This window comes from Streptomyces telluris, from assembly GCF_024519335.1.
GTDB classification, from domain to species: Bacteria; Actinomycetota; Actinomycetes; order Streptomycetales; family Streptomycetaceae; genus Streptomyces; species Streptomyces telluris.
In genome coordinates, this window is sequence record NZ_JANIID010000002.1 from 441,953 (window position 1) to 467,389 (window position 25,437).

The 25,437-nt window shown below is 73.1% G+C and carries 26 protein-coding genes; 14 read left to right on the forward strand and 12 right to left on the reverse strand.

Annotated features, from left to right (window positions below):
- The first annotated feature begins 58 nt into the window (after nucleotides 1-58).
- Complete coding sequence (locus tag NQU55_RS04005; RefSeq protein WP_168095043.1) at nucleotides 59-322, forward strand: GlsB/YeaQ/YmgE family stress response membrane protein; 264 nt, start codon at nucleotides 59-61, stop codon at nucleotides 320-322.
- Nucleotides 323-384: 62 nt separating this feature from the next.
- On the opposite strand, the gene NQU55_RS04010 is transcribed toward NQU55_RS04005, so the two are convergent.
- A complete protein-coding gene (locus NQU55_RS04010) occupies nucleotides 385-1,044 on the reverse strand; it encodes an HAD family acid phosphatase (RefSeq protein WP_168095042.1) in 660 nt (219 codons plus the stop codon).
- A gap of 213 nt (nucleotides 1,045-1,257) precedes the next feature.
- On the opposite strand from NQU55_RS04010, the gene NQU55_RS04015 reads away from it, so the two are divergent.
- Entirely contained in the window at nucleotides 1,258-2,130 is an 873-nt protein-coding gene (locus tag NQU55_RS04015; protein WP_372504623.1) for an RNA polymerase sigma factor SigF, read from the forward strand.
- A 159-nt stretch (nucleotides 2,131-2,289) separates the two neighbouring features.
- Here NQU55_RS04015 and NQU55_RS04020 read toward each other — a convergent pair whose 3' ends face one another.
- Entirely contained in the window at nucleotides 2,290-2,700 is a 411-nt protein-coding gene (locus tag NQU55_RS04020) for an ATP-binding protein (RefSeq protein WP_168095920.1), read from the reverse strand.
- Nucleotides 2,701-2,806: 106 nt separating this feature from the next.
- Nucleotides 2,807-4,024: an MFS transporter gene (locus NQU55_RS04025; RefSeq protein ID WP_256789714.1), complete on the reverse strand. Its 1,218-nt coding sequence runs from the start codon at nucleotides 4,022-4,024 to the stop codon at nucleotides 2,807-2,809.
- Between the two features lie 152 nt (nucleotides 4,025-4,176).
- On the opposite strand from NQU55_RS04025, the gene NQU55_RS04030 reads away from it, so the two are divergent.
- Nucleotides 4,177-5,121 (forward strand): LysR family transcriptional regulator, encoded by a 945-nt coding sequence (locus tag NQU55_RS04030; RefSeq protein ID WP_168095922.1) that lies wholly within the window; start codon nucleotides 4,177-4,179, stop codon nucleotides 5,119-5,121.
- Here the strand turns inward: NQU55_RS04030 and NQU55_RS04035 are convergent.
- The 5 genes from NQU55_RS04035 to NQU55_RS04055 all read right to left on the reverse strand — a co-directional run bounded on the left by NQU55_RS04035 (nucleotide 5,111) and on the right by NQU55_RS04055 (nucleotide 11,454).
- Nucleotides 5,111-5,824, reverse strand: coding sequence for a DUF3592 domain-containing protein (locus NQU55_RS04035; RefSeq protein WP_168095918.1), 714 nt, complete (start codon nucleotides 5,822-5,824; stop codon nucleotides 5,111-5,113). The two genes, NQU55_RS04030 and NQU55_RS04035, sit on opposite strands and share 11 nt — an antisense overlap.
- A gap of 175 nt (nucleotides 5,825-5,999) precedes the next feature.
- Entirely contained in the window at nucleotides 6,000-7,430 is a 1,431-nt protein-coding gene (locus tag NQU55_RS04040; protein ID WP_256789716.1) for a sensor histidine kinase, read from the reverse strand.
- A complete protein-coding gene (locus tag NQU55_RS04045; protein ID WP_256789718.1) occupies nucleotides 7,427-8,110 on the reverse strand; it encodes a response regulator transcription factor in 684 nt (227 codons plus the stop codon). The genes NQU55_RS04040 and NQU55_RS04045 overlap by 4 nt, the downstream gene beginning before the upstream one ends.
- Before the next feature lie 295 nt (nucleotides 8,111-8,405).
- Nucleotides 8,406-9,752, reverse strand: a complete 1,347-nt coding sequence (locus NQU55_RS04050) for a hypothetical protein (RefSeq protein WP_168092935.1) — start codon at nucleotides 9,750-9,752, stop codon at nucleotides 8,406-8,408.
- Nucleotides 9,753-9,864: 112 nt separating this feature from the next.
- A complete protein-coding gene (locus tag NQU55_RS04055) occupies nucleotides 9,865-11,454 on the reverse strand; it encodes an LCP family protein (protein WP_168092934.1) in 1,590 nt (529 codons plus the stop codon).
- Between the two features lie 158 nt (nucleotides 11,455-11,612).
- On the opposite strand from NQU55_RS04055, the gene tatA reads away from it, so the two are divergent.
- The 3 genes from tatA to NQU55_RS04070 all read left to right on the forward strand — a co-directional run bounded on the left by tatA (nucleotide 11,613) and on the right by NQU55_RS04070 (nucleotide 14,606).
- The gene (gene tatA / locus NQU55_RS04060; RefSeq protein ID WP_168092933.1) at nucleotides 11,613-11,855 is read left to right on the forward strand and encodes a Sec-independent protein translocase subunit TatA; all 243 of its coding nucleotides are present in this window, start codon (nucleotides 11,613-11,615) and stop codon (nucleotides 11,853-11,855) included.
- 97 nt (nucleotides 11,856-11,952) lie between these two features.
- Nucleotides 11,953-13,329 carry an alkaline phosphatase gene (locus tag NQU55_RS04065; RefSeq protein WP_168092932.1) on the forward strand — a complete coding sequence of 459 codons (1,377 nt, stop codon included), beginning with the start codon at nucleotides 11,953-11,955 and terminating at the stop codon, nucleotides 13,327-13,329.
- A 338-nt stretch (nucleotides 13,330-13,667) separates the two neighbouring features.
- Entirely contained in the window at nucleotides 13,668-14,606 is a 939-nt protein-coding gene (locus tag NQU55_RS04070) for a beta-ketoacyl-ACP synthase III (protein ID WP_168092931.1), read from the forward strand.
- 113 nt (nucleotides 14,607-14,719) lie between these two features.
- Here NQU55_RS04070 and NQU55_RS04075 read toward each other — a convergent pair whose 3' ends face one another.
- The gene (locus NQU55_RS04075) at nucleotides 14,720-15,631 is read right to left on the reverse strand and encodes a glutaminase (RefSeq protein ID WP_168092930.1); all 912 of its coding nucleotides are present in this window, start codon (nucleotides 15,629-15,631) and stop codon (nucleotides 14,720-14,722) included.
- A gap of 187 nt (nucleotides 15,632-15,818) precedes the next feature.
- Between NQU55_RS04075 and NQU55_RS04080 the strand changes: the two genes are divergently transcribed.
- Both NQU55_RS04080 and NQU55_RS04085 read left to right on the forward strand, forming a co-directional pair.
- Complete coding sequence (locus NQU55_RS04080; protein WP_168092929.1) at nucleotides 15,819-16,409, forward strand: N-acetylmuramoyl-L-alanine amidase; 591 nt, start codon at nucleotides 15,819-15,821, stop codon at nucleotides 16,407-16,409.
- Between the two features lie 43 nt (nucleotides 16,410-16,452).
- A complete protein-coding gene (locus tag NQU55_RS04085) occupies nucleotides 16,453-17,400 on the forward strand; it encodes a 1-aminocyclopropane-1-carboxylate deaminase/D-cysteine desulfhydrase (protein WP_168092928.1) in 948 nt (315 codons plus the stop codon).
- A 6-nt stretch (nucleotides 17,401-17,406) separates the two neighbouring features.
- Here the strand turns inward: NQU55_RS04085 and NQU55_RS04090 are convergent, their stop codons facing one another.
- A complete protein-coding gene (locus NQU55_RS04090) occupies nucleotides 17,407-19,008 on the reverse strand; it encodes a Na+/H+ antiporter (protein ID WP_168092927.1) in 1,602 nt (533 codons plus the stop codon).
- 87 nt (nucleotides 19,009-19,095) lie between these two features.
- On the opposite strand from NQU55_RS04090, the gene NQU55_RS04095 reads away from it, so the two are divergent.
- The 4 genes from NQU55_RS04095 (at nucleotide 19,096) to NQU55_RS04110 (ending at nucleotide 21,478) form a co-directional block, all read left to right on the forward strand.
- Nucleotides 19,096-19,356, forward strand: coding sequence for a UBP-type zinc finger domain-containing protein (locus tag NQU55_RS04095; RefSeq protein ID WP_168092926.1), 261 nt, complete (start codon nucleotides 19,096-19,098; stop codon nucleotides 19,354-19,356).
- Between the two features lie 22 nt (nucleotides 19,357-19,378).
- Nucleotides 19,379-19,903 (forward strand): GNAT family N-acetyltransferase, encoded by a 525-nt coding sequence (locus NQU55_RS04100; protein ID WP_168092925.1) that lies wholly within the window; start codon nucleotides 19,379-19,381, stop codon nucleotides 19,901-19,903.
- A gap of 230 nt (nucleotides 19,904-20,133) precedes the next feature.
- Nucleotides 20,134-20,547 (forward strand): ATP-binding protein, encoded by a 414-nt coding sequence (locus NQU55_RS04105; RefSeq protein WP_030366270.1) that lies wholly within the window; start codon nucleotides 20,134-20,136, stop codon nucleotides 20,545-20,547.
- A gap of 40 nt (nucleotides 20,548-20,587) precedes the next feature.
- Nucleotides 20,588-21,478, forward strand: a complete 891-nt coding sequence (locus NQU55_RS04110) for an RNA polymerase sigma factor SigF (RefSeq protein WP_058046202.1) — start codon at nucleotides 20,588-20,590, stop codon at nucleotides 21,476-21,478.
- A 96-nt stretch (nucleotides 21,479-21,574) separates the two neighbouring features.
- Here the strand turns inward: NQU55_RS04110 and NQU55_RS04115 are convergent, their stop codons facing one another.
- Entirely contained in the window at nucleotides 21,575-22,054 is a 480-nt protein-coding gene (locus NQU55_RS04115) for a hypothetical protein (protein WP_168092924.1), read from the reverse strand.
- 92 nt (nucleotides 22,055-22,146) lie between these two features.
- On the opposite strand from NQU55_RS04115, the gene NQU55_RS04120 reads away from it, so the two are divergent.
- Entirely contained in the window at nucleotides 22,147-23,115 is a 969-nt protein-coding gene (locus NQU55_RS04120) for a diacylglycerol/lipid kinase family protein (protein ID WP_168092923.1), read from the forward strand.
- Nucleotides 23,116-23,437: 322 nt separating this feature from the next.
- Nucleotides 23,438-23,695, forward strand: coding sequence for a WhiB family transcriptional regulator (locus tag NQU55_RS04125; RefSeq protein ID WP_004937597.1), 258 nt, complete (start codon nucleotides 23,438-23,440; stop codon nucleotides 23,693-23,695).
- Between the two features lie 188 nt (nucleotides 23,696-23,883).
- Here NQU55_RS04125 and NQU55_RS04130 read toward each other — a convergent pair whose 3' ends face one another.
- Entirely contained in the window at nucleotides 23,884-25,353 is a 1,470-nt protein-coding gene (locus NQU55_RS04130) for a sensor histidine kinase (protein ID WP_168092922.1), read from the reverse strand.
- Nucleotides 25,354-25,437 lie beyond the last annotated feature (84 nt).

Genomic DNA, 25,437 nt, shown 5'->3' on the forward strand with positions numbered 1-25,437 from the left:
AGAAGTATCGAGAGCAACCGGTCCGGAACGGCGGCAACAGGCCGCAAAAGGGGGACCCGTGGAAATCTCCGGAATTTTCAGTGCCATCGTCATCGGTCTGATCATCGGCGTGCTCGGCCGGCTCCTCGTGCCGGGACGCCAGCACATCGGGGTGCTGTGGACGATCGCGGTCGGCATCGCCGCCGCGTTCCTGGGCGCGGCCATCGCCCACTGGCTGGGCGTCGACGACACCAAGGGGGTCGACTGGATCGAGTGGCTCATCCAGATCGGGCTGGCCGCGCTGGGCGTGGCCGCGCTCGACAGGGCGAAGGCGCGGCACTGAGGCGTACGGGAGAGGCGTGCGGAAGAGGCGTGCAGGAGAGGCGGCTACGACTGCTACGTCCACTACGACAGCTTGCCGTCGTAGTCCGGCAGCTTGAAGGTCCGCTCCGCGTGGCCGCCCACGAGGTCGGTGGTGTTGTTCCCGATGTTCGCGATGATCGAGTACCCCTGCTTCTCGATCTCCGCGCGCTTGGCGGTCTTGTACGTGCTCACGTCCTGGAAGAGGTCCGGGAGGTGCCGTACGTACAGGCCGCTGACGGGGTAGCCGACCTCGCGCAGGTTGTGCTCGGTGAGCGAGTCGAGGATGCCGGGGCGGGCGGTGACGAAGAAGACCGCGGCTCCCCGGGCGTGGGCGTACCGCGTCAGCTCCAGCACGGGGGCGATGGCCGGCGTGGGGTACGTCCAGTGGAAGTCGGTCTCCAGGGAGCTGTTGTCGATGTCGAGGACGACGGCCTGCTTCCGGCCGTGCGCATCCGCGGTGCGCTCCTTGACGTAGGGCAGGGCCCTGTCGATGACGGCCTGTACGTCGCGCTGCCAGACGGCGTAGTCGACGCCCTTGAGCCCCGCGGGCCCGGAGGTCCGGGCGGCGCTCGCCGTGGCGGCGGCCGGGCGGTCGGCGGGGGCGGCGGTCGCGTCCGTCGTGGTGACGGCCGTCGCGGCCGTGGCCAGGGCGGTGACGGCGAGGGCAACTGCGGTGCGGCGGGCCGGTATCGGTGCGGTCATGAGTGGCATGTTCACGCCCGTCGGTGACGGGCGGGGAACGCGCGGGTGGCCGTCCGGCGTCGCCCGGCTGCCCGCCCCGTGCGACCGGTTCCCCCCGGTCCGCCCCGTCTCCTTCCGCTTGTGCGCGCCTTCCGTGAACCGGCATGCATGGGCCACGGGTCGCCGGGTAGGCGCTCGGAGGTCACCTACGGATCTGGGGAGGACGATGTGACCATCACGGCATCCACGGTTACGACAGGGCATTCGGGGGCTGTGCCGCAGCACCTCGAAGAAGCGGTCGGGGGGCTGCCGTACATCGAGGACGCGTCCACAGTGGCGCCTCGCGACGCCCGTGCACTGTCCGGGCTGTTTTTCGCACGCCTGCGGGAGCTGGAGGAGGGCACGCACGCGTACCAGTACGCGCGGAACACCCTCATCGAGATCAACCTTTCGCTCGTCCGCTTCGCCGCCTCCCGGTTCCGCAGCCGCGGCGACCAGATGGAGGACATCATCCAGGTCGGCACGATCGGCCTGATCAAGGCGATCGACCGCTTCGACCTCTCGCGCGAGGTGGAGTTCACCACCTTCGCCGTGCCGTACATCGTGGGGGAGATCAAGCGGCACTTCCGCGACACCGGCTGGTCGGTGCACGTGCCGCGGCGGCTGCAGGAGCTGCGGGTCGAGCTGGCGAAGGCCACCGGCGAGCTCTCGCAGGAGCTGGACCACTCGCCGACGCCCGCCGAGCTGGCCGAGCACCTCGGGATCAGCCGCGAGGAGGTCGTCGAGGGCATCGTCGCGGGCAACGGCTACACGGCCGGCTCCATCGACGTCCCCGTGGACGACGGCTCCGATCAGTCCGGCACGACCTACGCCGACCGGCTGGGCGGGCTCGACCCCGCCATCGAAGGCGTCGAGAACCTGCACGCGCTCAAACCGCTCGTCGCCGAGCTCGACGAACGCGACCGGCAGATCCTGCGCATGCGGTTCGGCGGGGAGATGACGCAGTCCGAGATCGGTGCGGAGCTGGGCATCTCGCAGATGCACGTGTCGCGGCTGCTGACGCGGATCCTGACGCGGCTGCGGGCGGGGATGCTGGGGCACAAGTAGCCGCCCGGGGCGGGCCCGGGCGGCAGGGGCTCGTGCGGGCGGGGCGGCGGGGGCCGGCCTTGACGGCTTGACGGCTTGCTTGCCGGGAAGCCGGCCCTCTCCCCCGGCCCTACGGGCGCCCTAAGCGAGGCCTAGAGGCCTGCGCGGCGGGCGGTGAGCCTACGCGGCGGGCGCGGTCGTCGCCGTCGTCGCCGGGGCCGTCGCCGGGGCCGCAGGTCCCAGCCACGTGGCCCGGACGGTCTTTCCGTCCGGCCGCCGGTCCACCTCCAGCAGGCCGGCGAGCCGTTCGACCATGTGCCAGCCCAGTCCCCCGCCGCCGCCGAAGTCCGGGGGGCGCGGCTGCGGCGGGCGCGGGCTCGCGTCGGCGATCTCCACCACCAGGCGGCCCTGCACGGCCCGCACGCACAGCCGCCACCAGCCGCCCGCGTGCCGTATGGCATTGGTGACCAGCTCCGAGACGACCAGGACGACGGCCTCGGGATCCGCCCACGGGCAGTGACGGGCCAGGAACTCCGCCGTCGCGTGACGCGCCCGGGCGGCGTCCCCGTACGGGGCTTCGATCACAACCATCCGGCGGCTCCCTCGTCGCTGCTGTGCCTGACCTGCTACGTCACCTCTGTCGACCGGCGTATACCCAGCGATCGCCGGGTCATGACCCCCGTTGCGGAGGGGTTCGTCACGGAAGGTCCGCGGCCGCGGCGCGCGACCGGCGGGCGGCGGCCGCCGGCATCACCAGCACCACGAGCGCCCCCGCCACCAGCAGTCCGCCCAGCCACAGGGCGGCCGGCAGCGACACCGCGTCCGCGGCCCGCCCGCCCAGCAGGGCCCCCAGCGCGATCGCCGCATTGAAGGCCGAGACGAACAGCGCCGAGGCCGCCTCCCGCGATCCCGGCGCCGCCGCCGTCAGCAGCCCCTGCGTCGAGACCGACACCCCGCCGTACGCCAGCCCCCACACCACGATCAGCGCACCGGCGGCGACCGCCCCGCCGGCCGGCACCGACATCGCCGGGAGCACGGCGGCCAGCGCGACAGCGATGACCAGCAGGGTGCGGCGCGGGTTGCGCGCGGCGGCCGAGCCCGCCAGGAAGTTGCCGGCCACGCCCGCCACGCCGTACGCCAGCAGCAGCCCGCTGATCAGACCGGCCCCGGCTCCGGACGCCCGCTCCAGGACTGGCCGGACGAAGGTGTAGCCGGCGAAGTGCCCGGCCACGATCAGTACGACGACCAGCAGGCCCGCCCGTACACCCGGGAGGCGCAGCAGGCCCGCCACTTCGCCCGCCCGGACGGCGCGCTCCGCCGGCAGCGGCGGCAGCAGCAGCGCGAGCGCCGCCGTCACGGCCAGGCAGACCACGCCCATGGCCGCGAACGCCGCCCGCCAGCCGCCCAGTCCGCCGGCCAGGGTTCCGGCCGGCACGCCGAGCACCGACGCGACCGCGATGCCGCTGAAGATCAGCGAGGTGGCCGGGCCCACCGACCGCTGCGGCACCAGCCGTACCGCCAGCCCCGCCGCTATCGCCCACACGCCCCCGATGCACACCCCCACCAGGACCCTCAGCCCCACGAGCACCGCGATGTGGGTCGCCAGCGCCGACAGCAGGTTGGCCACGGCCAGCAGGGCCATCAGCCCCACCAGCACCCACCGCCGGTCCAGCCGCCCGACGGCCGCCGTCACCGCGGGCGCGGCGACCGCCGCGACCAGCCCGGGCACGGTCATCGTCAGACCGGCCGTCCCGGCCGGGACGCCCAGCCCGGATCCGATCGGGGTGAGCAGCCCCACGGGGAGCATCTCGCTCGTCACGACCGAGAACGTCGCGGCGGCCACCGCGACCACCGCGGACCGGCCGCCCTTCACTTCCGCCTCTGCTGTTCCTTGCTTCACTACGCCTTGCTTCACTGCACCTTGCTCTGCTGCACCTTGCTCCATGGGCCTCAGCCTCGGCGGCGGTGCGGCCGGGAACAACGCCGGAGTTCTCATCCTTTGATGAGCAGGACTAATCGGTCGGCGGAGGGCGGAACGTGGGCACGGGCGCAGACGCAGGCGCGGGCATGGGCGTAGGCACGGGCGTGGAGTCGCGCAGGGAGGCGGGCGTGGGTGCGGACCTGCGGGAGCTCGAGTGCTTCCTGGTCCTCGCCGAGGAGCTGCACTTCGGCCGGGCCGGCGAGCGGCTCTACGTGTCACAGGGCCGCGTCAGCCAGCTCCTGCGCTCCCTCGAAGGCCGCATCGGCGCGCGGCTGTTCGACCGCACCAGCCGCCGGGTGGCCCTCACGCCGCTCGGCGAACGGTTCCTGGCGGGGCTGCGGCCGGCGTACGGGGCCCTCGCGGGCGTCGTCGACGACGCCCGGGCCGCCGCCCGCGGGGTGGAGGGCGTCCTGCGGATCGGCTTCCAGGGCACGGCGGACGGCGGGGTGATGGAGGCCGTCGGAACGTTCCAGGAGCGCCGGCCCGGGTGCGTGGTCGAGCTCGTGGAGATTCCACTGAGCGACCCCTTCGGCGCCGTACGCAGGGGCGAAGTCGACGCGGCTGTGGTGCTGTTGCCCGCGGACGAGCCGGACCTGGCCGTGGGGCCGGTCTTCTCCCGGCAGCAGCAGACGCTGGCGGTGTCCGTCCGGCACCCCTTCGCGCGGCGCGCCGAGCTCGGCGCGGAGGAGCTCGCGAACTGCCCGCTCGTCGTGCCCGCGGCCCCCGCCCCGGCGTACTGGCGCGCGGCCCAGGCCCCTGCGGTCACGCCCGGCGGGCGCCCGGTCCCCCGCGGCCCGGAGGTGACGACGCTGCAGGAAGGCATCACCCTCACCGCCGCCGGGCGCGCCGGCATGCTGCTGTGCCGGCCGACGGCCGACTACCACGGGCGCCGCGACATCGCCTTCGTCCCGGTGACCGGCCTGCCCCGCTCCGCCCTGGGGCTGGTGCGGCAGCGGGCAGCGGAGACGGAGCGGCTGCGGGCGTTCGGGCGCGTGCTGTCCGAGGTCGCCGGGCGGACCGTCAGCGGCTGAGGCCGCCAGAGGGCGGGCCCGCCGGGAAGCCGCTCGGCGGGCCGGAGGGGAACCCGCTCGGGAAGCCGGTGGGGAATCCGGTGGGAAAGTCCGTGGGGAAGCCGCTCGGGACTCCTGTGGGGAGGTCGTCCGGCGGGCCGTCCGGCGGGGACGGCAGAGCCGGCGGCGTCACCCGCGGAGTGGTCGGCGGAGCGGCCGGCGGGGCCGACGGCCACGAGTCCTCGATCCGCTCCGTGACCTTCTCCTTCGCGGGCTTGAACACGCTCAGGTAGAAGACCCCGAAGCCCACGCACCCGGCCACGAACAAGGACAGGAACCCCAGGAGGATCCCCATGCCCACCCGTGTCCTGGCGTCACCGGGCGGGAGGGCCGTGGCCCGGTCCGGGCGGCCCTGCGGGTAGCGGACGACGACGGTGTCCCCTTCGATGACCGTCGCCGACCCGCCCGCCTCCTCGAACCGCCGGTGCCGCCCGTCCCCGTCGGTGAACTCGTAGACGTGGTGCAGCGTGGTCGAGGACGACCGGTGCGTGCCCTGCCGGCGGGTGACCGTCGTCGCGTACAGGCGCAGGCAGCGCCCCGGCACCTCGATGCCGCTGCGCCACGCGGCTCGCAGGCGCCGCATCCGCACCACCGCCCACACGATGCCGGCGATGCCGCCCGCCGCCATGAGTGCGGGCAGCGCGAGGATGACGAAGTCGAACATGAACCCCCCGATGTCGGATGTGTGTGCGCATATTCAACTGTGTCGGGGGTTCTGACGCCATGAGTTAGATCTTGGTCCGCCGGCTGGTTCCGCCGGCTGGTTCCACCGCCTCGTTCCTCCGCCTCGTTCCTCCGGCTCGTTCCTCCGGCTCGTTCCTCCGGTTCGTTCCTCCGGCTCAGTCCGCGGGGTCCTTGGCGGGGCAGGGGTCCGCGACCGGCAGCGTGGTGGTGAACCGGGCGCCGCGCGGGCTGTCGGTGATCTCCAGGGTCCCGCGGTGGACGGTCGCGATGTGATGGGCGATGGCGAGGCCGAGGCCCGTGCCGCCCGTCGCGCGCGTACGGGCGTCGTCGAGCCGGGTGAAGCGTTCGAACACGCGCTGCCGGTCGTCCGGGTGGATGCCCGGCCCGTCGTCCTCGACGTGCAGGACCGCGACCCGCCTCGCGGCGTCGCAGCCGGAGCCGGGACCGAGACCGAGGCGCACGGTGACGGCGCGGACGGCGTGCCGGTCGGCGTTGTCTAGGAGGTTGCCCAGGAGGCGGGCGATGAGCGTGTGGCGGCCCTGCACGATGACGGGGGCCCCTCCCTCGATGCGGACCTCCAGGGCCCGCCGCCCCTCCGGCCGGCGCCGGACCTCCTCGCGGACCAGGGCGGCGAGGTCGAGGGGCTGGGCCCCCGGCAGCCCGTCGGTGCCGGTCGCGTCCAGCCGGGCGAGCAGCAGCAGGTCCGACGTGATGCTCTGCAGCCGCCGGGTGTCGCCGAGCGCGGCCTCCGCGACCGCCGTCCACTCGGCGTCCCCGGGGTGGGCGAGGGCGATCTCCAGCTCGGCCCGCAGGGCGGCGAGCGGGCTGCGCAGTTCGTGCGAGGCGTCCCCGACGAACCGGCGCTGCAGGTCGACGGCCGCCTGCAGCTGGTCGAGGGTCTTGTTCATCGTCGCGGCCAGCCGGGCCACCTCGTCGCGCGTGCGGGGCACCGGCACCCGGCGTTCCAGGTGGTGCGCGGTCAGCTCGGCGAACTGGGTGCGGATCGCCTCCACGGGGCGCAGCACCCGCCCGGCCACGAACCACGTTGCGCCCGCGAGGGCGGCCGTCACCAGCAGCACGGCGCCGGCGAGGAGGCGGCCCATGTGGTTGAGGCGGCGCTGCTCGACCTGGAGCCGGTTGGCGACGTGCAGGTAGCGGCCCTCGGTGCCGGACTGGACGTAGTCGAGGCCGGGGCTCCGGCTGCCGGGGTCGGTCCACGGCCACAGCGACAACAGCGCGTCGCCGTGGGAGGGTTCGTGCTCGGGCGGCCGGGAGTCGGGCTCCCAGCGCGGCGGGGCGGGCCTGATGCCCGTGGACACCGCCAGCCGCGGGTCGTCGCGGAGCTTCTCGGCCGTGTAGTACAGCTGCGCGTCCGGGTCGCCGTCGGCGAGCCGGGGGACGCCGGCGACCGAGCGGACCGTGTAGTCCCGGGCCTCCCGCGCCAGGTAGTCGCGCAGCGAGCCCGCGGCCAGCGCCGCGCCGGCGATCAGCGGGAGCAGGGCCGAGACGGCGACGAGCCACGTCAGCCGGCCCCGGATCGAGGCGGGCCGCAGCAGCTCGCGCACCCGGCCGGGCCGCCGTTTCACCCTGCGGGGGCGTCGGCCGCCAGCCGGTAGCCCACGCCGCGCACGGTCTGGATGGTGTGCCGCCCGAACGGCGCGTCGATCTTCCGGCGCAACGCGCTGACGTGCACCTCCACGATGTTCACGTCGCCCTGGAAGGCCTCGTCCCACACATGGGCGAGGATCTCGGCCTTGGCCACGACCTCGCCGTCGCGCCGGGCGAGGTACTCCAGGACCGCGAACTCCCGGGCGGTGAGGGTGAGATCGACGGAGCCGCGCCGGCAGCAGCGGCTCGCGGGGTCGATCTGCAGGTCGCCGATCCGCAGCAGCACCGGCCGCTCGGGCCGGCCGCGGCGCACCAGGGCGCGCAGCCGGGCGACGAGGGCCACGTAGGAGAAGGGTTTGGTCACGTAGTCGTCGGCGCCGGTGTCCAGGCCCTCGGCCTCGTCGTACTCGCCGTCCTTCGCGGTGAGCATGAGCACCGGCGTCCAGACGCCGGCCTCGCGCAGCCGGGCGCACACACGGTAGCCGTTGAGGCCGGGCAGCATGACGTCGAGCACGATCACGTCGTAGGCGTCCTCGGCCGCGAGGTGCAGGCCCGTGTGCCCGTCGTGCGCGACCTCCACCGCGAACCCCTCGGCGACCAGGCCGCGGCGCAGCAGTTCAGCGAGCCGCCGGTCGTCCTCAACCACCAGTATTCGCATGCCTTCAGCATGGCGCGGAGCGCGGGTCCGTGACCTGAAGACCCCTTAAGGAATCCTCAGCGCTGCTTCAGCTCCCGGGTGCGAACATGCTCGTGTGTCCTCCCCGGCACTCAGGCCCACCGGGCGCGTTCCGGCGGCACACGGGGGTGGGGCCCGTTCGCTTCTCCGGCCGGGCCCGACCGCCGGTCCGCGCCCTCTCCGGCCGCGGCCGGCCGCTCTGCTCCGGAGGCGGCCGGTCCGCGGCCCCGCGGCGTGCCGCGGGTGGGGCTCCGGCCGGGTCCGGGGCGCGCGGCCGTCACCAGTCCCCGCCGCCGAACCCTCCGCCGTCGCCGCCGAAGCCGCCGCCTCCTCCGCCGCCCCAGCCGCCGCCGAAGTCGTCGGAGTTGAAGTCGCTGCCGGTGTAGTCGCCGCCATCGGGGCCGGCGTCCGCGGGGGCGGCGTAGGCGGGGCCGGAGAGCATGCCGCCCAGCATGGTGCCGACGAGGAGGCCGGGCAGGAGGCCGCCGCCGAAGTAGCCGCCGGCCCAGGGGGCGTAGGCGGGGCCCGCGTTCCAGTAGGGCTGGCGGCCGTCGGCGGTGTCGACGGTGCGGGACAGGGGCTCCTGGCCGTCGGCCACCCTGGCCGCGTCGGCCGCGCAGGCGGGCACGGTGCGCGGCGCGCCGCCCGGGGGCGCCCATTCGACGTCCTGGACGGACGGCCCGTGGCGCGGGTCGAAGAAGCAGGGCACGCGGCGTTCGGGCAGGGGGGCGCCGCTGCGGCGGGCGGCGAGGGTGGCGAGGGCGAAGCGGCCCTTGTCGAGGGTGGCGGTGACGGCGGTGACGTCCTCGGGGTGCGCCGCGGCGGCCATCTTCGACTTGGCCTCCTCGTAGGCGTCGAGGGCCTCCTCGTAGTCGCGCCGCATGGCGTCGTCGGCGCCGGGCTCGGAGGGGTGGAAGTCGAGCCGGTCGAGCTCCTCGCCGAAGGCGGTGATGTCCTCGTCGACGACGACGCGCAGGGCGTCGAGCTCGGCCCGCTCGCGCTCCTCGCGCTTGCGCTTGTTGCGCCGGTAGAGGGCGTACGCGCCCGCGCCGCCCGCGACCACGACGGCGCCGCCGGTGATCAGCCCCGCGGTGCCGACGCCGGACTCCGCGCCGTCCCAGGAGCCGGGGGCCCGGCCGCGGGCCTGCCGGTCGGCCTGGTCGACGAAGCTGTTGAGCATGGTCGTGGCGTCGCCGCCGGAGCGCTGGACGGAGCCGACGAGGTTGCCGATCGCGTTGCGGGACATGACGCGGGAGTCGGCGTGGGCGTTGAAGTCGTCGCCGAGCCGGATGGCGTAGACCCCGGCGATGCCGACCTTGGTGCGCAGGTCCCGGAAGACGGTGGCCTTGGGGAACTCGGGGCTCTCGGGCAGGACGGCCACGAAGACCGGTTTCCCGGCGTCCTCGATCTTCTTGGCCAGGGCCTCGGCGTCGGCCGCGGGCAGCTGCCCGGCCGCGCGCGGGTCCACGTAGACGGGGTTCTCGCGCAGCGCCTCGGCGACGGTGTCGAGGCCGGTCGCGGCGTGCGCAGGGGCGGGGGCGTACAGCGCCGAGCCGGCCAGGGCGATCAGGGCGGCGATCAGGGCCAGCAGCGGCCTGGGAAGCGCCCGGGTGGTGGCGGGCATGGCGTTGCTCCTCGGATCGAGGTCGGTCGGGTTCCTACCTACAGCGAAATTTACTCCCAAAACGGATTAATCAGGCATTGGGTTCCCCCGCCTCCTCCGGCTCATCCCCGGCTCATCCGTACGAGAGGTTCGCGCAGGGGTCGTCGTCCGCCGACCGGGCCGTGGCGGCGACGTCGGTGGAGAGGGTCCCGGGGGCCGGGGCGGAGGGCTCCGCGGACGACCCGCCGGACCCGGCCGCACCCGGGGAAGCACTGCCGGAGGTGCTCCCGGACGCGCTTCCGGATGCACCGGCGGAGGCGCTCGCCGAGGCGCTCGCGGACGCGTAGTCGCGGCCCACCGTCACCGTGACCCCGTCCGCCGCCACGCCCCGGATGAACGCCCCGGGGAAGAGCCGGGCGACCGTCCGCGCGTCCGCCGCCCTCCCCGGACCGAACTCGATCACGGTGGTGCCCGCGTTGCGGACCACCGCGTTGCCGGTGCCGTCGACCGCGAACCCGTGCCTTTCGAGGGCGGCCGCGGCCCGCGCCGCGAGCCCGGTCACCCTGGTGCCGTTGGCGACCGACACGCTCACACCCTCGCCCGAGACCGGCTCCTGCGGGGCGGGGGCCCGCGAGGCCGGGGCCGGGGACGCCTGGGCCCCACCCGCCGGCCGGCCCTTGGAGCGGTCGCCGCCCGCATCCTTGCCGTCGATGGTGCGGTCGGCCTTCAGGGAGGCCCACAGGGCGTCGGCCTCGGGCCGGACGATGTCGACGCGGTCCCCCTCGTAGCGCCAGGGGACGGTGATGAACTTGATGTCGTGCAGGCCGATGTCCTTGAGCGACATCGCGAAGGACAGCAGCTTGTCCGCCGAGCCCAGCCCCGGGTCGACGGTCATCGACCGGGTGGCGGCGTCGGCCAGCGGCAGCAGCGCGGCGGGGTTGAAGCCCTGCGCCCGCACCTTCTTGATCAGCCCGGCGAGGAAGGCCTGCTGGCGCTGGATGCGGCCTATGTCGGAGCCGTCGCCGATGCCGTGCCGCACGCGCACGTAGTCCAGGGCCTTCTGCCCGGAGACGGTCTGCTGCCCCTTGGCGAACAGGAGCCCGCCGCGCGAGCCGCGGTGCGGGTCGAGGTCGCCCTGGTAGACGTCCTTGGGCAGGCACACTTCCACCCCGCCGACGGCGGAGGTCATCGCGGAGAAGCCCTCGAAGTCGACGACGACGGTGTGGTCGACGCGCAACCCGGTGAGCTTCTCCACGGTGTTCTGCGTGCAGGCCGGGTTGCCCTTCGCCGACTCCCCCACCGAGAAGGCCGAGTTGAACATCGCCCGCGTCCGCCCGGACGTCCAGCTGCCGTCGGGCCGCCGGCACGGGGGGATGTCCACGAGCGTGTCCCGCGGGATCGAGACGGCGATGGCGTGCTCGCGGTCGCGGTACACGTGCAGCAGGAAGGCGGTGTCCGAGCGGCCCACGTCGCCCTCGCCCCCGCCGAGGCCGCTGTTGCCCCCGGCGCGCGAGTCCGAGCCGATGACCAGGACGTTCTGGCCGGCGACCCCCGCGCCCGGGCGGTTCTTGGACAGCCCGTCCGCGTCGAAGGTGCTGATGTTGCCGTTCAGCCGGAGCCAGAGCCAGCCGGCACCGGCGGTCAGCAGCACCACGAACGCCATCGCGACGAACGTCGCCGTCCGCACCCGGTGATGCGTCCCGCCCCCTCGGCTGCCACTCATCTGCGAGCCCTCATCCATTCCCCCCGCGTGCCCGGCCCCTTGCCGCCTCACCCCGATAGACGGCCGGGCAGCCACTTTGGTTGTCCAGTTGCGCAATCTGGCAAGTATGGTGAACACAACGGTTACGGAAGAGAGCGGAAGAGAAAGGTGCGCCGACCATGCTGCGCAATGCCCTGGAGCCGTGGCACATCCTCGTGGTGGTGCTCGTGATGGTCGTCCTGTTCGGGTCGCGGAAGCTGCCGGACACCGCCCGCGCGCTCGGCAAGTCGATGCGCATCCTCAAGAGCGAGGCCAGGGCCATGAAGGCGGACGCACCGGCCGAGCAGGCGGGCGGGCAGGCCGCGAAGGCGGACGGCCACGCCGTGCGGACCGGTGATCAACCGGCCGACAACCCCCGGTGAACCACAGGACACCTGTACGACTCTTCCGGTACACCCGCCCCTGGTGAGCTTCCTCTCGGCCGGGCATCCCCGCCCGGCCTGCGAGGAGGAAAAAACCATGGGTTCTCGTCCGTACCGGCGCCGTCTCGCCTGGGGCGCCGCCGCGCTGCTCGCCGCCGGCGTCGCGGTGCCGGCCGTGGCCGCCGCGTCCGAGGCGGGCGGCGGCTCGGACGTCCCCGCGCTCAGCGCGGGCCACGGCGCGAAGAAGGCCAAGAACGTCATCCTGCTCATCGGTGACGGCATGGGCGACTCGGAGATCACCCTGGCCCGCGACTACACCGTGGGCGCGGCCGGCCGGCTGAACATGGACAAGTTCCCGCTCACCGGCGCGTACACGACGTACTCCGTCGACAAGGACGGCAAGCCGGACTACGTCACCGACTCCGCGGCCAGCGGCACCGGCTGGGCCACCGGGCGGAAGACGGTCAACGGCCGGATATCCAAGACGCCCGGCACGGACAAGGCGATGCCCACCATCCTGGAGCTGGCCCAGAAGAACGGCCTGGCCACCGGCAGCGTCACCACCGCCGAGCTGACCGACGCCACCCCGGCCGTCCTCGCCGCGCACGCCACCGACCGCAGCTGCGCGGGCCCGGCCGACATGAAGGCCTGCCCGAACGACACCGTCGCCAAGGGCGGCCCCGGCTCGATCGCCGAGCAGAGCGTCAACCACAAGGTGGACGTCCTCCTCGGCGGCGGCAAGGCCCGCTTCGACCAGAAGGTCACCGAGGGCCGCTTCGCGGGCCGGACCGTCACCCAGCAGGCCGAGCAGCTCGGCTACCAGGTCGTCACCGACGACAAGGGCCTGAAGAACGCCAAGCCCGGCAAGCCCGTCCTCGGCCTCTTCGCCGACGGCAACGTGCCGGTCGAGTGGACCGGCAAGGCCGCCGCCCGGGGCGGCACCGAGCCGCAGCGCTGCGTGACGAGCAACCCCGAGCGCAAGGCCGGCACCCCGAGCCTGGAGAACCAGACCCGCAAGGCGCTGCAGCTCCTGGAGGCCAAGCAGAAGGGCGCGGGCTCCAAGAAGGGCTTCTTCCTGCAGGTCGAGGGCGCCTCGATCGACAAGCGCGACCACGCCGCCGACCCGTGCGGCCAGATCGGCGAGACCGCGGCCCTCGACCGCGCCGTGAAGGTCGCCCGCGACTACGCCGCACAGCACCCGGACACCCTGGTCGTCACCACCGCCGACCACGCCCACACCAGCCAGATCGTCCCGCTGGAGGCCACCCCGCCCGGCCTGTCCTCGACCCTGGTCACCGACGAGGGCGGCAAGCTGAAGGTGAACTACTCCACGAACACGCCGGGCAAGGCGCAGGAGCACACCGGCACCCAGGTGCGCATCGCGGCCCAGGGCCCGCAGGCGGAGAACGTCCTCGGCCTCACCGACCAGACGCAGCTCTTCACGACGATCCGCAAGGCGCTCTCGCTGCGCTGACGCCGGAGCGTGGCCGGCGCCGCACCGAGCGGCACCGGCCGCGCCACCGCCGGGACACCGTGGGTAACACCACGGCCGACAACGTCACAGATCACCACAGGGGGGACAGGGCCCGGCCGCTCCAGCGGCCGGGCCCTGCGGGTTGTGCCAGTTATCCCGGCAGAACATTGGGCGGATCACATACCCGGTTGCGGGCGTCAAGCGTCAAGACTGTGACTTCCGTACTGGATGCCCGCAGGCCGATCCCCCACTCTGGTCTCGTACATCCCGTCCCGTACACCTTCTCCCCCCACATCCCTTTCGTACCACCCCGCCAGCCCTCGCAGGAGGAACCGCCGATGACCGGGTCCCGCGTCCTCGCCCTCGGCCACTACCAGCCCGCCCGGGTGCTGACCAACGACGAGCTGGCGGCCATGGTCGACACCAGCGACGAGTGGATCCGCTCCCGCGTCGGCATCCGCACCCGCCGGGTCGCCGCGCCCGACGAGACGGTCGCCGACATGGCGGCCGAGGCCGCCGGGAAGGCGCTGGCGAACAGCGGGCTCGCGACGGAGGAGATCGACCTCGTCCTCGTCGCCACCTGCACGGCCGACGACCGCAGCCCGAACACGGCCGCCCGGGTCGCGGCCGCCCTGGGCCTCGCCACGCCCGCCACCATGGACGTCAACGTCGTCTGCTCCGGCTTCACCCACGCGCTGGCCAGCGCCGACCACGCCATCCGGGCCGGCGCGGCGACGAACGCCCTGGTCGTCGGCGTGGAGAAGTTCACCTCGGTGACCGACTGGACCGACCGGACCACGTGCGTCCTGACCGGCGACGGCGCGGGCGCCGCCGTGGTCACGGCCTCGGCCGAACCGGAGATCGGCCCCGTGGTGTGGGGCTCGGTGCCCGGCATGGGGCACGCCGTGCGGATCGAGGGCACGCCGTCCCGCTTCTCCCAGGAGGGCCAGTCGGTCTACCGCTGGGCCACCACGCAGCTGCCGCCCATCGCCCGCCGGGTCTGCGAGCGGGCCGGGGTCGCGCCGGAGGAGCTGGCCGCGGTCGTCCTGCACCAGGCCAACCTGCGGATCATCGAGCCGGTCGCGCGCAAGCTCGGGGCGGTCAACGCGGTCGTCGCGACGGACGTCACCGAGTCCGGCAACACGTCCGCCGCGAGCATCCCGCTCGCGCTCTCCAAGCTGGTCGAGCGCGGGGAGGTGCCGTCGGGCGCGCCGGTCCTGCTCTTCGGCTTCGGCGGCAACCTCTCGTACGCGGGCCAGGTCATCCGCTGCCCGTAGGGGGCGCGGGGCAAGGATGCGCCCCGTAAGGGGCGCGGGGCGGTGACGATCTGCGGCTCCGCCGCGTGGGCGCGACAAGCCCCACCGGCCCGCGGCCGGCGACGGCTCACCGCCTAGAACACCGACCACCCGGTCAACGTGGTGAAGTGGTCCAGCGCAGCGACCCCCGCAACGGAGTTGCCCCGCGTGTCGAGCCCCGGGCTCCACACGCACAGCGTGCACCGGCCCGGTATGACGGCGACGATGCCGCCCCCGACACCGCTCTTGCCGGGCAGCCCCACGCGGTAGGCGAAGTCCCCGGCGGCGTCGTACGTGCCGCACGTGAGCATGACGGCGTTGACCTGCTTCGCCTCGCGCCGCGGCAGCAGCCGCGAGCCGTCGGCCCGCAGGCCGTGCCGGGCCAGGAAGCTGCCCGCACGGGCGAGGTCGCGGCAGCTCATCTCGATGGAGCACTGCCAGAAGTAGTGCTCCAGGACGGTGGGCACGGGGTTGTCGAGGTTGCCGTAGCTGGCCATGAAGTGGGCCAGGGCGGCGTTGCGGTCGCCGTGCTCGGTCTCGGAGGCGGCGACGGCGGGGTCGAAGGACAGGTCGGGGTTGCCGCTCTCGGCGCGCAGGAACTCCAGCATGGTGGTGCTGGCGTCGCCGGTGAGCGTCTGCAGCCGGTCGGTGACGACGAGCGCGCCCGCGTTGATGAACGGATTGCGCGGGATGCCGTTCTCGTATTCGAGTTGGACCAGCGAGTTGAAGGGATTTCCGGACGGTTCCGTTCCGACCCGGTCCCAGATCTTCCCGCCACCCTCGGCCAGCACGAGCGCCAGGCTGAAGGCCTTGGAGATGGACTGCACGGAGAAGGGCTTCTCCCAGTCCCCGGTGCCGTAGACGCCGCCGTCGACGTCGGCGACGGCGATGCCGAACTGGTTGACGTCCACTTCGGCGAGGGCGGGGATGTAGTCGGCGACCTGACCGCGGCCGACGAGGGGGCGGGCGAAGGCGGTGACCTCTTCGAGGACGGCCTGGTAGTCCACAGTCCTTGGTCCGTACTTCCGTGTCGACGACGCTGTCGACGATGCGATCGGTGGGATATTCGGCCAACGGCCGGATCGGCTCGCACGATATCCGAACGCCCGGCCCACCTGCGAACTTTTGGGTACAAGGGGGTCATTCGGCCTACGCGACCGGCGTACGCCACCTGACGACCCGAGGGAGGGCGGCATGGCCCCACCCATGTCCGCGAACGAGTTCCTGGCCGCGCTCAGACGCGAGGGCGCCACCGTCGTCGAAGTGGACGGCTGGCGCAACCACAACCGGGCCGGGCACGGCCTCTGGGGCCCCGTCAACGGCGTGATGATCCACCACTCCGCCACGTCGGGCACCGACAGCACCGTGCGCCTGTGCTGGAACGGCTACGACGAGCTGCCGGGCCCCCTGTGCCACGGGGTCATCGCCAAGGACGGCGCCATCCACCTCGTCGGCTGCGGGCGCGCCAACCACGCCGGGGGCGGCGACGGGGACGTCCTCAAGGCCGTGATCGCCGAGAAGCGGCTGCCGCCCGTCCGGTGGGCGGACACCGACGGGAACGTCCACTTCTACGGCTTCGAGTGCGTCAACCGCGGCGACGGCGAGGACCCCTGGCCGCAGGACCAGCTGCTGGCCGTCGAACAGGTGGCGGCCGCGATCTGCCGGCACCACGGCTGGACCGAGCGGTCCGTCATCGGCCACCTGGAGTGGCGCCCCGGCAAGTCCGACCCCGTCGGCTTCTCCATGGAGTGGCTGCGCGAGCGGGTCCGTGAGCGGCTGAAGTGAGGCTCCCCGTGGCCCGCCCGCCCGCTCACGCGACAATGGGGGCGTGACCAGCCATCCCCCCGCCGCCGGCAGCGCCGGGCTCGCCGGCCTGCGGCCGCGGCTGCCGTCCCCGCTCGTGGAGCTCCCGGACGAGCGGTTCGCCCGGCACGGCGTACGGCTGCTGCTCAAGCGGGACGACCTGATACACCCCGAGCTGCCCGGCAACAAGTGGCGCAAGCTCGCGCCCAACCTGCGGGCCGCGGCGGAGGAGGGCCGGCACACCCTCCTGACGTTCGGCGGCGCCTACTCCAACCACCTGCGGGCCACCGCCGCGGCGGGCCGCCTGCTCGGCTTCGCCACCGTCGGCGTCGTGCGCGGCGAGGAGCTCGCCGACCTCCCGCTGAACCCGTCGCTGCGCTACTGCGCCGCCTCCGGCATGCGGCTGATGTTCCTCGACCGGTCCACCTACCGCCGCAAGGCCGAGCCCGAGGTGCTGGCCCGGCTGACCGAACAGGCGGGCGGCGACTGCTTCGTCGTGCCCGAGGGCGGCTCCAACGCGGCGGCCGTGCTCGGCTGCGCGGAGCTCGGGCGGGAGCTGCGCGGGATGGCGGACGTCGTCGGGGTCGCGTGCGGCACGGGCGGCACCCTCGCCGGCCTGGCCGCCGGGCTGGGCGAGGGGCAGCGGGCCATCGGCTTCCCCGTGCTCAAGGGCGGCTTCCTGGGCGCGGAGATCGAGCGCCTGCAGGGCGAGGCCTACGGCGGGCGGCGCGGGACGTGGCGGCTGGACGAACGCTTCCACTGCGGCGGCTACGCCAGGACGTCCCCCGCGCTGGACGCCTTCGCCGACGACTTCGCCGCCCGCCACGGCCTGCCCCTGGAGCGGCTGTACGTGGCGAAGATGCTGTACGGCCTGACGACGCTGACGGAGGAGGGCGCGTTCCCGAGGGGAACGACGGTGGCGGCGGTGATCACGGGCAGCGGTGGCCCGGAGCCTGCGCCTCCGGCGCCCTGAGCCGGGTCAGCCCGCCTCCCCCTCGCGATACGCGGCGGCCTCCTCGAGGTCCAGGCGCCGCAGCAACGTACGCAGCATCTCGTCGTCGATCCGCCGCTGATCCCGCAGCGCGACGAACACCTCCCGCTCGGCCCCGATCATCTCCCGGGCGAGCCGCCGGTAGATGTCGTCGGCCGATTCCCCGGTGACCGCACTGACCGTCCCGAGCCGCTCCCACACGGCATTGCGACGCCGCTCCATGACGACGCGGAGCCGGTCGGCGAGCGGCTCGGGAAGGGCGTTGCGCTCGTCGGCGAGCAGCTCGTCGAGGCGGCGCTCCGCGGCGAGGGAGGCCTCGTTCTGCGCCTGGGCCTCCGCGAGGGTCTCCGCGGCGCTGTCGCGCCCCGGCAGCCGCAGCATGCGGATCAGCGGGGGCAGGGTGAGCCCCTGGACGACGAGGGTGCCGATGACGGTCGTGAAGGTCAGGAAGAGGACGAGGTTGCGGTGGGGAAAGTCCTCCCCGGCGTCCGTGGTGAGGGGGATGGAGAAGGCGATGGCGAGGGAGACGACGCCCCGCATGCCGGCCCAGCCGACGACGAGCGGGCTCTTCCAGGTGGTGTCGGTCTCCCGCTCGCGGATCCGCGCGGACAGGGCGCGCGGCAGGAACGTCGCCGGGTAGACCCAGACGAAGCGGGCGGCCACGACGGCGAAGAAGACGGCGACCGCGTACCAGGCGACCGCCCCCGCTCCGTAGGTGTCGAGGCCGCGCAGCACCACGGGCAGCTGCAGTCCGATGAGCGCGAAGACGGCGGATTCCAGGATGAAGGAGACCATCTTCCACACGGCCGCCTCCTGCAGCCGGGTGGCGAAGTCGACCTGCCAGGCGCGGTGTCCGAGCCAGAGGCCGACGACCACGACGGCGAGCACCCCGGAGGCGTGGACCTCCTCGGCGGCGGCGTAGGCGGCGAAGGGGATCAGCAGGGAGAGGGTGTTCTGCAGCAGCGGTTCGCGCAGGTGCTTGCGCAGCCAGTGCAGCGGCACCATGAGGGCCAGGCCGACGCCGATGCCGCCGAGGGAGGCGACGGCGAACTCCCTGATGCCCTCACCCCAGGTCGCGCCGGCGCCGACGGCGGCGGCGAGGGCCACCTTGTAGGCGGTGATGGCGGTCGCGTCGTTCACGAGGGACTCGCCCTGCAGGATCGTGGTGATGCGCGAGGGCAGGCCGAGGCGGCGGGCGATGGCGGTGGCCGCGACGGCGTCGGGCGGGGCGATCACGGCGCCGAGCACGAGGGCGGCCGTCGGCGGCAGCCCGGGCACGAGCAGGTAGGCCGCGTAGCCGACGGCGAGCGTCGCGAAGAGGACGTAGCCGACGGACAGGAGCGCGACGGGGCGGATGTTGGCCCGCAGGTCGAGGTAGGAGCTGTCGAGCGCGGCCGTGTGCAGCAGGGGCGGCAGCAGGAGGGGCAGCACGATGTGCGGGTCGAGCGTGTAGTCCGGCACGCCGGGGATCTGGGAGGCGACGAGGCCCGCGGCGACGAGCAGCAGGGGCGCGGGCACGGGGGTGCGCCGCGCCGCGCCGGCGATGGCGGCACCGCCCGCGACCAGCATCAGCAGTGGCATGACGTCCATCGGTGCGGGCCTGTCTCCTCGTGGGTGCGGTGGTGCGCCGACGGTGCGGTCGCTCGCGCCTCGGCGGTGCGATCTAATCTGGCAATCATGAGCGAGTGCCAGCATCTTCCCGCGCTGCCGCGCCCCGAGCCCGCCGCCGCGCACCCGACGTGCCCGGAGTGCGAGGCGGCCGGCAGCCACCCCGTGCAACTGCGGCTGTGCCTGGTCTGCGGCCACGTCGGATGCTGCGACTCCTCGCCGTACCGGCACGCCACGGACCACTTCCGGGAGACGGGGCACGCGGTGATGCGCAGCTACGAGCCGGGCCAGAGCTGGCGCTGGTGCTACGTGGACCAGCGGCTGGTCTGACGGCGCCCGCTAGCATGCACGCATGATCCGAGCCGCGACGTCCGCCGATGTGCCCGCCCTCCATGTGATGATCCGCGAACTCGCGGCGTACGAACGGTCGGTGGAGGACGCCCGGGCGACCGAGGAACAGCTGCACGAGGCGTTCTTCGGTGAGCATCCCGCGGCGTTCGCCCTGATAGCGGAGAGTGACGGATCTGTGGGCGGTGATGCGCACGGGGCGGCGGAGCCGGTCGGCTTCGCGATCTGGTTCCGCAACTTCTCCACCTGGACGGGCACGCACGGTGTCTGGCTGGAGGATCTCTACGTCCGCCCCGAGGCGCGCGGCGGCGGATACGGCAAGGCGCTCCTCGCGACCCTGGCCCGGATCTGCACGGACCGCGGCTACCAGCGTTTCGAATGGTCAGTGCTGGACTGGAACACGCCCTCGATCGGGTTCTACAAATCCCTCGGGGCCGAACCCATGGACGAATGGACCACCTACCGCTTGTCCGGAGAACCCCTCCGCACCCTTGCGGCGCTCGCGCAGAGTGACGAAAATCCCAACTAGGCGACAGCTCTTTCGATTTGGGACCGCAAGCCCCTAGCCACTGTCCGTGCTCATGGGTTTACCATGAGTGACAGTCGCGGGGCTGCTCCACGGAACCGCAGATCGCGATAGCGTCGCAGCCGAACCATGTGCCGCACCGGCCCGCGAGCGACCTTCGACCGAAGGGCGGCCGAGGGCGGGGGCCGGCGCTCGTAACAGCTCAAGAAGCTTGTGCCACCTTGGAGGTGAGGGTGTCCCCAATCGCAGGCGAGCCCGGGACCCAGGACTTCGTGGAAGTCCGGCTGCCCGCTGCGGGTGCCTACCTGTCGGTGCTGCGGACGGCGACAGCCGGTCTCGCGGCCCGCTTGGACTTCACCCTCGACGAGATCGAGGACTTGCGCATCGCGGTGGACGAGGCGTGCGCGATCCTTCTGCAACAAGCCGTGCCCGGCTCCGTCCTCAGCTGCGTCTTCCGCCTGGTGGGCGATGCGCTGCGGGTGACCGTCTCGGCGCCCACCACCGACGGCCGCGCACCCGAGCGCGACACCTTCGCCTGGACGGTGCTCTCCGCCCTGGCCGGTGAGGTCGACTCGACCGTCGCCGACGACCGTACGGTCAGCATCAGCCTGCACAAGAAGCGCGGCGCCGGCCCCGGACAGCCGTGACGGAAGAGGGGGCTCCGTGAGTACTGCATCGTCGCGGGGGGTGCGTACCCCGGCCATCCCGCAGCAGCCTGCCCGACAGCTGCCGGGCGATCCTGCGAATCCCGCGCCGGACGAGGCGAGCGACCCACCAGAGCGGGCGGACCACATGGACCAGCACCAGCACCGGCACTCCACCGCGCAGGACCGCAGTGGCGCCCGGGCCCTGTTCATCGAGCTGCGGGCGCTGCCGGACGGTTCGCCCGAGCGGGCCGAGCTGCGCAACCACCTGGTGCGGATGCACCTGCCGCTGGTGGAGCACCTGGCCCGGCGCTTCCGCAACCGCGGGGAGCCGCTGGACGACCTGACCCAGGTCGCCACCATCGGCCTGATCAAGTCGGTGGACCGGTTCGATCCGGACCGCGGCGTCGAGTTCTCCACGTACGCGACCCCCACGGTCGTCGGGGAGATCAAGCGGCACTTCCGTGACAAGGGCTGGGCGGTCCGCGTCCCGCGCCGGCTGCAGGAGCTGCGGCTGGCCCTGACCACGGCCACCGCCGAGCTCTCCCAGCGGCACGGCCGCGCGCCCACCGTCCACGAGCTGGCCGAGCACCTGGGGATCTCCGAGGAGGAGGTGCTGGAGGGGCTGGAGTCCGCCAACGCCTACAGCACCCTCTCCCTGGACGTGCCCGACACGGACGACGAGTCCCCGGCGGTCGCGGACACCCTCGGCGCGGAGGACGAGGCGCTGGAGGGCGTCGAGTACCGCGAGTCCCTCAAGCCGCTGCTGGAGGACCTGCCGCCGCGGGAGAAGAAGATCCTGCTGCTGCGCTTCTTCGGCAACATGACCCAGTCGCAGATCGCCCAGGAGGTCGGGATCTCGCAGATGCACGTGTCACGGCTGCTGGCGAGGACGCTCGCGCAGCTGCGGGACAGGCTGCTGATCGAGGAGTAGCGGTTCCTTCACCGGCCCTGCTGCCGGGAGTACCCCGGCGTCGGCCGGAGGAGTCCGGGGGCCGGGGTCCGGGGCGTCCCGGCCGGGCCCCGGTGCTCACTCCCGCGGGCCGATTCCCAGCGCCTCCGTGGCCGTCGGGTTGACCAGGAGCGCGAGCGTGCCCAGGGCCACCAGGACCAGCGCCACCGCGGCGGCGACCATGGCGCCCCCGGCGACGTACAGCGTCCAGGCCACCGGCAGCGCCATGATCTGCGTGATCATGGCGGGCCCGCGGCTCCACCGGCGGCGCAGCCACAGCCCGCGCGCGGCCACCAGCGGCAGCACGGCCAGCGCGAGGACGGTCAGGCCGCCCGTCTCGGCCTGCTGGGGGCTGTCCGGCTTGCCGAGCAGGCCCATGGCCAGCATGTAGATGCCGGCGGCGGCGAGCGCGACGCCCTCCAGGCCGGTCAGCACGGCCGCGGCCGTCAGCCGGGCCGGGCGGGGCCCGGTGGGGGCGGGGGCCCCGGCGGGCTGCTGCCGGGGGCCGGCGGGGCCGCTCTTACGGGCGTTTTTCGGCGCGGACTGCTTGCTGCTCACCCCAGCAGGGTAGCCGTACGGCCGACGATCCGAGGGGGGCCGAAGGCGGGCCGGGGCCGATCGTGTACCGACAGGTAGGTAGGCTGGCGCGCATGCGTGCGCTTCTCGTGGTCAACCCCTCGGCCACCACCACCAGTGCCCGTACCCGTGATGTCCTGGTCCACGCGCTCGCCAGCGATCTCAAGCTGGAGGTCGCCACCACGGAGTACAGGGGCCATGCCCGCGATCTTGCCCGCCAGGCGGCCGAGAGCGGGAACACCGGTCTGGTGGTGGCGCTCGGCGGCGACGGCACGGTCAACGAGGTCGTCAACGGCCTCCTGCACGACGGCCCCGATCCCGAGAACCTGCCCCGGCTCGCCGTGGTGCCCGGCGGCTCCACCAACGTCTTCGCCCGCGCCCTGGGCCTGCCCAACGACGTCGTGGAGGCGACCGGCGCCCTGCTGGACGCCCTGCGCGACGGGACCGAGCGCACGGTCGGCCTCGGCCTCGCGGGCGGCACGCCCGGCACCGAGGACGAGGGGGTCCCGTCCCGCTGGTTCACCTTCTGCGCGGGCTTCGGCTTCGACGCGGGCGTCATCGGCCGGGTGGAGCAGCAGCGCGAGCGCGGCAAGCGGTCGACACCTGCGCTGTACGCGCGACAGGTGATGCGTCAATTCGTCGGGGAGACCCACCGCCGGCGCGGCACGATCACCCTCGAACGGCCGGGCGAGGAGCCACTCGAGAATCTCGTCATGTCGATAATCTGCAACACGGCGCCGTGGACGTACCTCAACAACCGTCCGGTCTACGCGTCGCCGCAGGCGTCCTTCGACACCGCCCTTGACGTGCTGGGATTCACCAAGCTGTCGACGACGGCGGCCGGCCGCTACGCCACCCAGCTGCTCATGTCCACGCCCGAGCGGGGACCCCGGGGCAAGCACACCGTGTCCTTGCACGACCAGACGCAGTTCACCTTGCATTCGCAGGTTCCACTGCCGTTCCAGATGGACGGTGACCACCTGGGGGTGCGGAGCAGCGTGACGTTCACAGGCGTTCGCCGTGCACTGCGTGTGATTGTGTGAGTGCCAGGGCCTAAAGTCCTTCCACTCGAACGTTTAGACTGGGTTCCACCCCCTGGAAGTACGGCTGTGACCTAGCCGACACCGAGGAATCAAAAAAAACTTTCCAGAAGGGGTTGTATCCGCCGCCGAGGTTTGCGAATCTCTTCATGGCGATCGGGACGTCCGCTCTTCCGGCCTTCCGATACAGCCCGAACCCCTCCCTTTCCTTGATGGACCGCACCAGTTTCACGACTGGGCGTCGGCCCTTCCCCTGCGGAGGGATTCGTGAAAGCGTTCACATTCACAAGCAACGTAGCCGCAATAACGAGGAGATGGAGCAGCCATGGACTGGCGTCACAACGCCGTTTGCCGCGAGGAAGACCCCGAGCTCTTCTTCCCCATCGGCAACACCGGTCCTGCGCTGCTGCAGATCGAGGAAGCCAAGGCCGTCTGCCGCCGCTGCCCCGTGATGGAGCAGTGCCTGCAGTGGGCGCTCGAGTCCGGCCAGGACTCCGGCGTCTGGGGTGGCCTCAGCGAGGACGAGCGCCGCGCCATGAAGCGCCGCGCCGCTCGCAACCGGGCGCGCAACGCCACCGCCTGACGACGCCCCTCGGCCCCCGAGCCGCAGCGCGCAGTACCCCCTGACGCTCCCCCCGAGCTTCGCCTGGGGGCGCCCCACATCACGTGAGCTCCGAGCCCCGGACCTGATGGTCCGGGGCTCTGTGCTGTTCCGGGTGCGGTGCGGTGCGCTCGGAGCGTCGTGCCTGCGTGCCTGCGTGCCGCGCGGGGTCAGCCCTTCTCCGCCCGTACCGGAATGTCGAGGACGACCCTCGTTCCCTGCCCGGAAGCGGGCACCATGTCGAACGTCCCGCCCATCTCGCCCTCGACGAGGGTGCGGACGATCTGCAGGCCCAGGTTGCCGGCGCGCTGCGGGTCGAAGCCCTCGGGCAGCCCGCGGCCGTCGTCCTGCACCGAGATCAGCAGGCGGGCGTCGCGCCGGGTGCCGCTGCGCATGGCGGTGACCTCCACCGTGCCCCGCTCCCCCGGCCCGAACCCGTGCTCCATGGCGTTCTGCAGCAGCTCGGTCAGCACCATCGACAGCGGGGTGGCCACCTCGGCGTCGAGGATCCCGAAGCGGCCCGTGCGCCGCCCGGCGACCCGGCCGGGCGAGATCTCCGCGACCATCGCCAGCACCCGGTCGGCGATCTCGTCGAATTCGACCCGCTCGTCCAGGTTCTGCGAGAGCGTCTCGTGGACGATGGCGATCGAGCCGACCCGGCGGACGGCCTCCTCCAGCGCCTCGCGCCCCTCGGCCGAACCGATCCTGCGGGCCTGGAGCCGCAGCAGGGCCGCTACGGTCTGCAGATTGTTCTTCACCCGGTGGTGAATCTCCCGGATGGTCGCGTCCTTGGTGATCAACTCTCGCTCGCGGCGTCGCAGTTCGGTGACGTCGCGTAGCAGGACGAGCGAACCAATGTGATTTCCCTTGGGTTTGAGGGGAATCGCCCGGAGCTGGATGACTCCGTCGTTGCCCTCCACCTCGAACTCGCGCGGAGCCCAGCCGCTGGCCAGCTTGGCGAGCGACTCGTCCACCGGGCCGCGCGAGGGCGCCAACTGAGCGGTGGTCTCGCCCAGATGATGCCCCACGAGGTCGGCGGCGAGGCCGAGGCGGTGGTAGGCGGAGAGGGCGTTCGGGCTCGCGTACTGCACAATGCCGTCGGCGTCCAGCCTGATGAGCCCGTCGCCGGCGCGCGGCGAGGCGTCCATGTCGACTTGTTGACCGGGGAAGGGGAACGCGCCGTTGGCGATCATCTGGGCGAGGTCCGAGGCGCTCTGGAGGTAGGTGAGCTCCAGCCGGCTCGGGGTGCGCACCGTCAGCAGGTTCGTGTTGCGGGCGATGACGCCGAGCACCCGGCCGTCACGGCGGACGGGGATGGACTCGACGCGGACCGGGACCTCCTCGCGCCACTCCGGGTCGCCCTCGCGGACGATCCGGCCCTCGTCGAGGGCGGCGTCCAGCATGGGGCGGCGGCCGCGCGGCACGAGGTGGCCGACCATGTCGTTCTGGTAGGAGGTGGGGCCGGTGTTGGGCCGCATCTGCGCGACCGACACATAGCGGGTGCCGTCGAGCGTGGGCACCCACAGGACGAGGTCGGCGAAGGACAGGTCGGAGAGCAGCTGCCACTCCGAGACCAGCAAGTGCAGCCACTCCAGGTCGGAGTCGCAGAGGGCCGTGTGCTGACGTACGAGGTCGTTCATGGAGGGCACAGTGGTGAGCCTACCCGGGGCCGGGGCGCGCATCCCGTGCCCGCCCGGGGGCCGCGGGGCCGCGCGGACGGCGGC

Excerpts from the sequence above, each read along its gene's own strand:
- NQU55_RS04120 (WP_168092923.1), top strand. The coding sequence starts at position 22,147 with ATGCGTGCGCTTCTCGTGGTCAACCCCTCGGCCACCACCACCAGTGCC.
- NQU55_RS04130 (WP_168092922.1), bottom strand. The coding sequence starts at position 25,353 with ATGAACGACCTCGTACGTCAGCACACGGCCCTCTGCGACTCCGACCTG.
- NQU55_RS04050 (WP_168092935.1), bottom strand. The coding sequence starts at position 9,752 with ATGCCCGCCACCACCCGGGCGCTTCCCAGGCCGCTGCTGGCCCTGATC.
- NQU55_RS04065 (WP_168092932.1), top strand. The coding sequence starts at position 11,953 with ATGGGTTCTCGTCCGTACCGGCGCCGTCTCGCCTGGGGCGCCGCCGCG.
- NQU55_RS04090 (WP_168092927.1), bottom strand. The coding sequence starts at position 19,008 with ATGGACGTCATGCCACTGCTGATGCTGGTCGCGGGCGGTGCCGCCATC.
- NQU55_RS04100 (WP_168092925.1), top strand. The coding sequence starts at position 19,379 with ATGATCCGAGCCGCGACGTCCGCCGATGTGCCCGCCCTCCATGTGATG.
- tatA (WP_168092933.1), top strand. The coding sequence starts at position 11,613 with ATGCTGCGCAATGCCCTGGAGCCGTGGCACATCCTCGTGGTGGTGCTC.
- NQU55_RS04070 (WP_168092931.1), top strand. The coding sequence starts at position 13,668 with ATGACCGGGTCCCGCGTCCTCGCCCTCGGCCACTACCAGCCCGCCCGG.
- NQU55_RS04055 (WP_168092934.1), bottom strand. The coding sequence starts at position 11,454 with ATGAGTGGCAGCCGAGGGGGCGGGACGCATCACCGGGTGCGGACGGCG.
- NQU55_RS04030 (WP_168095922.1), top strand. The coding sequence starts at position 4,177 with ATGGGCGTAGGCACGGGCGTGGAGTCGCGCAGGGAGGCGGGCGTGGGT.
- NQU55_RS04095 (WP_168092926.1), top strand. The coding sequence starts at position 19,096 with ATGAGCGAGTGCCAGCATCTTCCCGCGCTGCCGCGCCCCGAGCCCGCC.
- NQU55_RS04010 (WP_168095042.1), bottom strand. The coding sequence starts at position 1,044 with ATGACCGCACCGATACCGGCCCGCCGCACCGCAGTTGCCCTCGCCGTC.
- NQU55_RS04125 (WP_004937597.1), top strand. The coding sequence starts at position 23,438 with ATGGACTGGCGTCACAACGCCGTTTGCCGCGAGGAAGACCCCGAGCTC.
- NQU55_RS04045 (WP_256789718.1), bottom strand. The coding sequence starts at position 8,110 with ATGCGAATACTGGTGGTTGAGGACGACCGGCGGCTCGCTGAACTGCTG.
- NQU55_RS04035 (WP_168095918.1), bottom strand. The coding sequence starts at position 5,824 with ATGTTCGACTTCGTCATCCTCGCGCTGCCCGCACTCATGGCGGCGGGC.
- NQU55_RS04020 (WP_168095920.1), bottom strand. The coding sequence starts at position 2,700 with ATGGTTGTGATCGAAGCCCCGTACGGGGACGCCGCCCGGGCGCGTCAC.
- NQU55_RS04080 (WP_168092929.1), top strand. The coding sequence starts at position 15,819 with ATGGCCCCACCCATGTCCGCGAACGAGTTCCTGGCCGCGCTCAGACGC.